The organism is Microbacterium sp. (assembly GCF_003248605.1).
In the GTDB taxonomy this organism is placed as follows: domain Bacteria; phylum Actinomycetota; class Actinomycetes; order Actinomycetales; family Microbacteriaceae; genus Microbacterium.
Genome location: NZ_QFPF01000102.1, coordinates 1 through 9114, shown reverse-complemented (window position 1 = coordinate 9114; position 9114 = coordinate 1). Strand labels below are relative to the sequence as shown.

The following is a 9114-nucleotide window of genomic DNA, read 5'->3' as shown; positions in this document are numbered from 1 at the left end:
TCGACCGGGGTCTCGCGCTCGAACAGGGACACGAGCACCGTGAGCTTGCCGCTCTCGGGCTTGATCTCGCTGATCGAGCCGGGAAGACCCGCGAACGAGCCTTCCTTGATCGTGATCGTCTCGCCGATCTCGAAGTCGACCTCGGTGACGACGCTGCGCGCCTGCGTGGCCGAGCCCTTGGCGGCACCCTTGGCGGGTGCGACCTCGGCGACCTGCACGAGCGACTTCAGCATGTTGAAGGCCTCTTCGAACCGCAGCGGCGTGGGGTTGTGGGCGTTGCCCACGAAGCCCGTGACGCCGGGGGTGTGGCGCACGACCGACCAGGTGTCCTCGTTGAGGTCCATGCGCACGAGCACGTAGCCCGGGATGCGCACGCGGGTGACCATCTTGCGCTGGCCGTTCTTGATCTCGACGACGTCCTCCATCGGGACCTCGACCTGGTAGATCTCGTCTTCGACCTCGAGCGACGACTTGCGCTGCTCGATGTTGGCCTTGACCTTGCGCTCGAAACCGGCGTAGGAGTGGATGACGTACCACTTGCCCGGCATGTACCGCAGCTCTGCGCGGAAGGCCTCGTAGGGGTCCACCTCGGCGTCCTCATCCGAGTCACCCTCGGCCACGTCGGCATCGCCGGCCGGGTCGGGTCCGTCGTAGTCAGAGACCTCGTCGGCGGCCTCGGCCTCGCGCTCGGCGGCCTCGTCGGCCAGGGAGTCGGTGAGCACCTCGGCGGCGGCCTGTGCCTCGGCCGCCTCGTCGATGTGCAGGGCGTCGTTCACGATGGCGTCGGCCTCCGGGTCCTCGATCTCGTCCAGCTCTTCTTCGACATCGTCCTCGCCGTCGTCGGCGACCAGGTGCACCGCGAGGTGCTCGGCGGGCTCGACGGAGTGCTCCTCCGCGGCGAGGACGTTGCCCTCCTGGGCCTCGTCGTCCTCGCTGGACTGCTCCGCAGCGGTCGCCCAGTCGGCGTCGTCGAGATGTCTTTCGGTCACTGGTTCACTTCCGTCCGGGGCTCCGTCGTACGGAGCCCTCGATGCTTGTCAGGGCGTCGTGCGCCCCCGGTCAAATCGTCAGGAGACCACGGCCCCGCCGGGCACCCCGAAGACGACCGAGGCCATCCACGAGAACACGAAGTCCAATCCGTAGACGACCGCCATCATCACGACGACGAACCCGAGAACGACCGCGGTGAACTTCAGCAGCTCCTGCCGGGTCGGGGTGACGACCTTGCGGAGCTCGGCGAAGACCTGACGGATGAACAGGGCCAAGCGGGAGAAGACGCCGGGACGCTTCTCCTTGCCGGTCTTGCCGCCCGCGGCGACGATCTCGCCGTTCGGCTCGTCCTGGGCCACTGCACTCACCTGATGTACCTTTCGTGTGCCAGCACGGGGCTGACGCGCAGGGCGGACAGGAATCGAACCTGCAACCTGCGGTTTTGGAGACCGCTGCTCTGCCAATTGAGCTACCGCCCTAGAGGCCGTCTCCGGCCCCGGGCCCGCACTCGATCGTCGCGCTCAAGACGTGGGCCTTCGCCCGGTCACGGGCACGGCGAAAGAGTGCAGATTTACACTGCTCTTCCCAGTGTACGGCATGCCCCCGGAGCCCGCGAATGCGCGTCGCCCCGTCAGTACTCCGCGATGCCGTAGCGCTCGGGCTCGGGGCCGATCCGGAAGGCGCGCCCGGTGAGCGCGCGCGGGGTGATCCGCACGTAGTTGTACTTCAGCGTCGGCACCCAGGGCGTCAGCGGCAGAGTGTCGGCTACGCGCACCTCGTCGGAGGTGTCGAGCCGATGCGCCCGCCCGCGCACGACGACGCTCCACGCGTCGGTGTCGGTGTGCGCGTCGACCTCGAAGATCACCTCGTCGTTGACCGTCAGCTCGAACAGCTTGCTGCCCTCGGCGGTGCGGAAGAGCACGCTCTCGCCGTCCACGACGTAGTTGACCGGAAAGATGTCGATGACGTCGCCGACGTTGGTCACCAGACGCCCGAGCTGCTCGCCGCGCAGTCGCTCCCAGCATCCCGCGTCGTCCAACCGCGTCACCGCGTCGTTCTGCGTCTCATCCATGAGGCAGACCTCCCAGCCTCTATCGTCGCGCGGATGCTCTCGCGCCGCCACCGCGCAGGCCGTGCAAAACCCGCCCGGCTAGGGCCCTACGCGGATGAGCTTCTTGTTCACGAACTCGTCGGCGGCCAGCAGCCCCATCTCGCGCGACGTGCCGCTGCGCTTGACGCCGCCGAAGGGCAGCTCGGGCGAGTCGGCGAGGACAAGATTGACGTAGACCATGCCGGCCTCGATGCGGTCGGCCACGCGCTGGGCCTGCTCGGGGTCGGTGGTGAAGACGTAGGAGCCGAGCCCGAAGGGGGTGCCGTTGGCGACGGCGATCGCCTCCTCCTCGTCCGCGACGCGATAGACCACGCCGACGGGTCCGAAGAACTCCTCGCGGTAGGCGTCCATCTCGGGAGTCACCCCGGTAAGCACCGTGGCCGGGTAGTAGGCGCCGTCGCGCGTGCCGCCGGTGACGAGGGTCGCGCCCCCCGCGATGGCCTTCTGCACCTGCTCGTCGAGACGTTCGGCCGCGGTCAGCGAGGACAGCGGGCCGATGACGGTGTCGTCGGCGAACGGGTCGCCGAGTGCGGAGTCCGCCATCGTCGCGGTGAACCTCTCGACGAAGGTGTCGTACAGGTCGTCGACGACGATGAAACGCTTGGCGGCGTTGCAGGACTGCCCGTTGTTGTCGAGGCGCGCATCGACCGCGGCGCGTACGGCGGCGTCGATATCGTCGGTCGAGAGCAGGATGAAGGGGTCCGACCCGCCGAGTTCGAGGGCCACCTTCTTGAGGTGGCGACCCGCCTGCTCGGCCACGGCGGCGCCGGCGCGCTCCGACCCGGTCACCGAGACGCCCTGCACGCGGGGGTCGGCGATGATCGTCGCCGCCTGCTCGTTCGTGGCGTAGACGTTGACGTACACCCCCTCGGGAAACCCGGCGTCCCGGTACATCGCCTCGATCGCCGCCGCCGATTCGGGGCACTGCGGCGCGTGCTTGAGCAGAATGGTGTTGCCCAGCGCGACGTTGGGGGCGGCGAAGCGAGCCACCTGGTAGTACGGGAAGTTCCAGGGCATGATGCCCAGAAGCACCCCGAGGGGAGCCTTGCGGATCACCGCGGTGCCCTCGCCCAGGATGTCGATCGGCTGGTCGCGCGTGATCGCGAGGGCGTTGTCGGCGTAGAACTCGGTGATGTCGGCGGCGAAGTCGACCTCGCCCTCGGCCGCGGCGAGCGGCTTGCCCATCTCCCGCACGATGATCGCGGCGAGCTCGTCGCGGCGCTCACGATGCAGCTGCGCGACGCGGCGCAGCAGGTCGGCGCGCTCCCCCGCACCGCTCGTGCGCGCCCAGTCGCGGTGTGCGCGGTCGGCGGCGGCGATCGCGGCCTCGATCTGCGCATCGGTGAAGGCCGGATACGTGGCCAGGGTCTCGCCCGTGGCCGGGTTGACGACGGCGTAGTCGGTCATGGTGCTCCCGTTCCTCTGCCCGCCGCTCAGGCGGGGATCAGCGTGTACTTCGTCGACAGGTATTCGTGGATGCCCTCGAGGCCGCCCTCGCGGCCGACGCCCGACTGCTTGACGCCGCCGAACGGGGCGGCCGCGTTGGAGACGACCCCCACATTCAGCCCCATCATCCCCGTCTCGAGCCGGTCGATCATCCGGTGGCCGCGGGCGAGGTCCTGCGTGAAGACATAGGAGACGAGGCCGTACTCGGTGTCGTTGGCCAGCCGCACGGCCTCGTCCTCGGTCGTGAACGTCGCGATCGCGAGCACCGGCCCGAAGATCTCCTCGCGGAGGATGTCGCTGCCCGGTGCCACGTCCGTCACCACCGTCGGGGCGAAGAAGGTGCCCTCCCCCGCGATCGCCTCGCCGCCCACCCGCACGCGGGCACCGCGTTCGACGGCGTCCGCGACGAGGTCGGTGGCCTTGGCCACCGCCTTCTCGTCGATGAGCGGTCCGATCTGCACGTCGTCGTCGGTGCCGCGCCCCACGCGCATCGCCGCGACGCGCGCGGTGACCCGCGCCGCGAACTCCTCGGCGACATCCGCGTGCACGATGAAGCGGTTGGCGGCGGTGCAGGCCTGGCCGATGTTGCGGAACTTCGCCAGCATCGCCCCCTCGACCGCCCTCTCGAGGTCGGCGTCGTCGAACACCACGAAGGGCGCGTTGCCGCCCAGCTCCATCGACACGCGCAGCACGCCCTCGGCGGCCTGCGCGATCAGCTTGCGGCCCACCGGCGTCGAGCCCGTGAACGAGAGCTTGCGCAGCCGCGGGTCGGCGATGATCGGCGCCGAGACCTCCCCGGACGACGTGGTCGTGACGACGTTCACGACTCCCGCCGGAAGCCCCGCCTCGGCGAGGAGCCCTACGAACATCAGCGTGGTCAGCGGGGTGAGCTCCGCCGGTTTGATCACGACCGTGCAGCCGGCGGCGAGCGCCGGGGCGATCTTGCGCGTCGCCATGGCGAGCGGAAAGTTCCACGGCGTGATGAAGAAGGAGGGCCCGACGGGGCGCTGCGAGACGACCACGCGCCCCGTGCCCTCGGGGTTGAGTCCGTACCTGCCCGAGACCCGCACCGCCTCCTCGCTGAACCACCGCAGGAACTCCCCGCCGTAGGTCACCTCGCCACGGGACTCCGCGAGGGGCTTGCCCATCTCGAGGGTCATGAGCAGGGCGAGGTCGTCGGCGCGCTCGCGCACGAGGTCGAAGGCGCGGCGCAGGATGTCGCTGCGTGTGCGCGGAGCGGTCGCCGCCCACTCCTCCTGAGCGGCGACGGCGGCATCGAGGGCGCGGATGCCGTCACCCGGCGTCGCGTCGGCGATGGTGCGGATGACGCGCCCGGTCGCGGGATCCTGGACGTCGAAGCGCGCGCCACCCTCGGCATCCATCCATTCGCCGCCGATGAACAGCCCGGTCGGCACCGCCGCCAGCAGCGCTTCCTCCCGCTCCCGGCCGGTGCTCACCGGCCGGCCTCCGCGCGGGCGCGCCGCGCGCTGGGCGGGGCGTCGAGCGACAGGGTCTCACCGCGGAAGAAGGCGGGGCTGCGGAAGCGCTGGATCACCATGATGACGATACCGAGGCCGATGATGACGACACCGAGCACGAAGACACTGCCCAGGCCGAACCACTCCGTGCCGCTGCCGTAGTCGGGATCCATGCTCTCGACGAGCGTGATCACGAACAGCGTGGCCAGGATGATGCCGCCCACGAGCGGGAACAGCAGCGTGAAGAAGACGTTGCGCGCCGAGTCGAACCACTGCCTGCGGAAGTACCAGACGCACGCGAAGGCCGTGATGCCGTAGTAGAAGCAGATCATCAGGCCGAGGGTCGTGATCGTGTCCCACAGCACGTTCTCGTTGACGAAGCGCATGACCGCGTAGAACACCGACGCCACCACGGCCGACACGATCGTCGCGTAGCCGGGGGTGAAGAAGCGCGGGCTGACCTCGGCGAAGCGCTTCGGCAGCGCCCCGTAGTGTCCCATCGCGAGGAGGGTCCGCGCCGGCGAGACGAAGGTCGACTGCAGCGACGAGACGGAGCTTGTGAGCACCGCGAGCGAGACGAGGAAGGCGAGAGGCCCCAGGATCGGACCGCTCAGGAAGAAGAAGACGTTGGCCTGGATGTCTTCGTTGCCGAGCCCCAGCTCGCCCGTGCCGACACCCGCGAACGCGAGGAGCGAGATCGAGATCAGGAGGTAGAGCACGACGATCGTGATGACGGTGAGGGTCGCCGCGCGCCCCGGGGTCTTCTCGGGGTCCTTCGTCTCCTCGTTCATCGTGAGGGTGACATCCCACCCCCAGAAGATGAAGATCGACAGCGACAGCCCCGCCACGACGGCCGTGAACGACCCGACGGCGAAGGGGTTGAACCACGACAGCTCGGGCGCGGTCCCATCGAACGCGTTGCCCTGCGCGACGTGCACGAAGGCCGCGATCGAGAAGACGACCAGCACGAGCACCTGGAATCCGACGAGGAAGTACTGCAGCCGCTGCGTGGTCTGCATGTCGCGGTACGAGATCGTCGTGGCCCCGAGCATGAACAGCAGGCAGACGATGACGTTGATGAAGGGGTTGAAGGCGAGGTCGGCGATCGACCCTCCCGCCTGCGCGATCTGATCGATCAGCAGGAAGAGAAACTCCACCGCGATGCCGGCGAGGTTGGAGAGCACCAGGATCGTCGCCGCGATCAGCCCCCAGCCCGCCATCCAGCCGACCCACGGTCCGAAGGCGCGAGCGGCCCACGTGAACGAGGTGCCCGAGTCGGGCATCTGCCGATTGAGTTCGCGGTACCCGAAGGCGACGAGGAGCATCGGGATGAAGCCGATGAGGATGATCGCGGGCACCTGGAATCCGACCTCGGACACGGTCGGGCCGAGAGCGGCCGTGAGCGTGTAGGCGGGGGCGATGCACGAGATGCCGATGACGACGGCGCCGATGAGGCCGACCGCGCCGGCGCTCAGGCCCTTCTTCGACAGTCCGCCGGTGACCGGGTCGCCCGTGCGGGCGCTCTTGTCGGTGGTGCTCATCGTTGGGCTCCTTCGGGGGTGCGGGTGCGCGGGACGACGATCATGGGCACGGGCAGCTCGCGCAGCATCTTGGATGCTGTCGAGCCGAGGAACAGGCGACGAGGCTGTGCGAGGCGGCTCGATCCCACCATCACGACCTCGCCGGGCTGCCAGCCGAGATTCGCGACGGCCTCCTCGATGCTCTCGCCGGCGGCGACGGTGGCCTCCGCATCCACGCCCTCCGGAAGCTCGCCGCGCGCCTTCTGCAGCACGCGGTCGGCGTGCGCGGCACCGGCCAGCCGGATCACGCCGGTGTCGACCCCCGAGGGCATGTCGACGGCGACGAGCGAGACCAGGCGCAGGGGCGCCCCGGACGCGGCGGCGAGCGCGACCGATTCGTCGAGCAGTGCGTCGGCGCCGGGCTTGGTGCCCACCGCGGCCGTGATGCGCGTCACGTCGGCGTCGACGTCCGCCGCGCCCGCCGGGGCGAGGACGACGGGCACCGTCGACGAGTGCACGAGCTCATTGGCGACCGACCCGAGACCGAAGCGGCCGCCGCGAGTGCCGCGCGCGGCCCCCACGACGATGTAGTCGGCCCGGAGGTCGGCGGCAGCATCCATCAGCCCTTCGGCGAAGGACTCGGCGTACCGGAGGTGCGTGGCCTGCGCGATGCCGGCGGGGATCTTCGCAGACCCCGCGGCGAGCCACTGCGCCGCCTGATCGCGCACGAACGCGTCGTAGCCGGCGTCGGGGGGAACGACCGCGCCGCGCCCCTCCTCCGGCAGCACCATGACCAGCTCGACCCGGCCCGCCGACGCGCGGGCCAGTCGCGCGGCGAGCCCCGCCGCGTCGGAGCCGGCGTCGGTGGCGGTGTATCCGACGACGAACACGGGTGCGCTCATGCGCGGGCCTCCTCGATGATGTGCGCCGCCGCCTCGCGGCCCATGCGGATCGCGCCGTCGACGTGCTGGTATCCGGTTCCTGCCAGGTCGCTGCAGGCGAAGTGGATGGGGCCGACCGGCGTGCGCAGGTCGGCGCCGTACCGGTGCAGACCGCCGAGGTCGAAGCTCGCGGCGTAGGCGCCGCGGGTCCACTCCTCGGCTCCCCAGTCGCTCTCGTAATAGACGACGGGGTCTTTTGCCTCGGGCCCGTAGTAGTGCGAGAGGGACTCGAGGATTCGCTCCTTGCGCTCCTCGGCGCTCAGGCGGAACAGGTCGTCGGCGATCTGGTCGGAGACGAAGCCGACGAGCGTGCCCCGGGAGTCGCCGTGGTTGGTGTTGTCGTATGCCTCGTGCGAGAGCTCGTACGGGCTGAACGCGGTGCCCGAGAGGCCCTTGTCGCGCCAGAAGGGCGTGTCGTAGACCGCGTGCACCTTGATGACGAAGCCCATCGACAGGTGCTGGTGCATCTGGTGCTGCAGGCGTGGGAGCGGGGGCTCGAACGAGATCCGCGAGTACAGGTTGGGGGCGAGGGCGACGATCGCGAAGCGGGCGCGGACGGTCATGCCGTCGGCGATGGCGGTGACCCCCGCCGCGGCCTCTGAGCCTGTCGAAGGGCCCCATCGCAGCGTGCGCACGGGCTGACCGGTGAAGACGTCGGCACCGAGCCGTTCGGCCAGCAGCAGGGGCACCTGCTGGAGCCCCCCGACGACGCGCTTGTCGAGGATGAAGTCGGCGTCGACGAGGTGCGAGTAAGAGCCGGCGGATGCTGCCATCAGCAGCGACTGCAGGAGGGAGAACGTGTGCGTGGGCTTGGTCAGCATCGCCGAACCGGTCGCGAACGCGAGGTTGCGCACGGCCTCGTCATCGTCGGTCTGTGCGCGCAGCCACGCATCCCATGAGATCCGGTCCCACTCCGCCGCCTTCTCGTGCGCCCAGGGACGGTCGGGGTCGATCTCGGCCACCATCGCATCGAGCCGCTCGGTGATCTCGGCGATCGCACGCGCGGTCTCGGGCGAGACGGGGAACATCTCACCGCGGAAGCGGTGCGATACGCCGTCCGGCCCGACGTACACGCTGTCGCCCTCGCGGAATCGGCTGTAGGTCTCGAGCCCCAGCTCCGAGATCGTCTCGATGAGGGCGTCCTGATCCGGCGAGACCCACTGGCCGCCGATCTCGAGCATCGCGCCCTCGATCTCGTCGGTCCACAACCGGCCGCCGATGCGGTCGCGCGCCTCGAGCACGGCGACGGAGAGACCGGCCCCCCGCAGGTCGTTGGCGGCCGTCAGGCCCGCCGCGCCGGCCCCGATGACGACGACGTCACGGCTGATCTCGGTCATTGCTGTCTCCTTCATGCGCCGACGAGAGCGGTCTCGAGCACGTCGAGCCCCTCGGCGAGCAGATCGTCGGTGATGGTCAGCGGCGGGAGGAAGCGGATCACATTGCCGTGGGTGCCGCAGGTGAGCACGATGACGCCGGCCGCGATGCATGCTTTCGCGACGCGGGCGGTGAGCGACCCGTCGGGAGCGCCCGTGGCGGGGTCGACGAACTCGGCCGCGATCATCGCGCCGTGGCCGCGCACGTCACCCACGCGGGGGTCGCGGGCCTGCAGCGCCGTCAGACGACCGGTG

At 69.9% G+C, this 9114-nt stretch carries 9 protein-coding genes and 1 tRNA gene; all 10 read right to left on the bottom strand.

Annotated elements, in window-relative coordinates; all coding sequences use genetic code 11:
• Positions 1-989 (bottom strand): transcription termination/antitermination protein NusG (gene nusG, locus DI573_RS12170; protein ID WP_292814608.1); only part of this gene is annotated, 989 nt, incomplete at its 3' end.
• A 78-nt stretch (positions 990-1067) separates the two neighbouring features.
• Entirely contained in the window at positions 1068-1358 is a 291-nt protein-coding gene (gene secE, locus DI573_RS12165) for a preprotein translocase subunit SecE (RefSeq protein WP_292814606.1), read from the bottom strand.
• 38 nt (positions 1359-1396) lie between these two features.
• A tRNA-Trp gene (locus DI573_RS12160) sits at positions 1397-1469 on the bottom strand.
• Positions 1470-1621: 152 nt separating this feature from the next.
• Positions 1622-2062 (bottom strand): pyridoxamine 5'-phosphate oxidase family protein, encoded by a 441-nt coding sequence (locus DI573_RS12155; protein WP_292814603.1) that lies wholly within the window; start codon positions 2060-2062, stop codon positions 1622-1624.
• Positions 2063-2140: 78 nt separating this feature from the next.
• Positions 2141-3508, bottom strand: a complete 1368-nt coding sequence (locus DI573_RS12150) for an NAD-dependent succinate-semialdehyde dehydrogenase (RefSeq protein WP_292814600.1) — start codon at positions 3506-3508, stop codon at positions 2141-2143.
• Between the two features lie 26 nt (positions 3509-3534).
• The gene (locus DI573_RS12145) at positions 3535-4929 is read right to left on the bottom strand and encodes an NAD-dependent succinate-semialdehyde dehydrogenase (protein ID WP_292814611.1); all 1395 of its coding nucleotides are present in this window, start codon (positions 4927-4929) and stop codon (positions 3535-3537) included.
• Between the two features lie 71 nt (positions 4930-5000).
• Positions 5001-6566: an APC family permease gene (locus DI573_RS12140; protein WP_292814595.1), complete on the bottom strand. Its 1566-nt coding sequence runs from the start codon at positions 6564-6566 to the stop codon at positions 5001-5003.
• Positions 6563-7447, bottom strand: coding sequence for a universal stress protein (locus DI573_RS12135; RefSeq protein WP_292814592.1), 885 nt, complete (start codon positions 7445-7447; stop codon positions 6563-6565). The genes DI573_RS12140 and DI573_RS12135 overlap by 4 nt, the downstream gene beginning before the upstream one ends.
• Entirely contained in the window at positions 7444-8823 is a 1380-nt protein-coding gene (locus DI573_RS12130; RefSeq protein WP_292814589.1) for an NAD(P)/FAD-dependent oxidoreductase, read from the bottom strand. Before DI573_RS12130 ends, DI573_RS12135 begins: the two co-directional genes overlap by 4 nt.
• Positions 8824-8834: 11 nt before the next feature.
• Positions 8835-9114: aminotransferase class III-fold pyridoxal phosphate-dependent enzyme (locus tag DI573_RS12125; RefSeq protein WP_292814587.1), on the bottom strand; the 280-nt coding region annotated here is incomplete at its 5' end.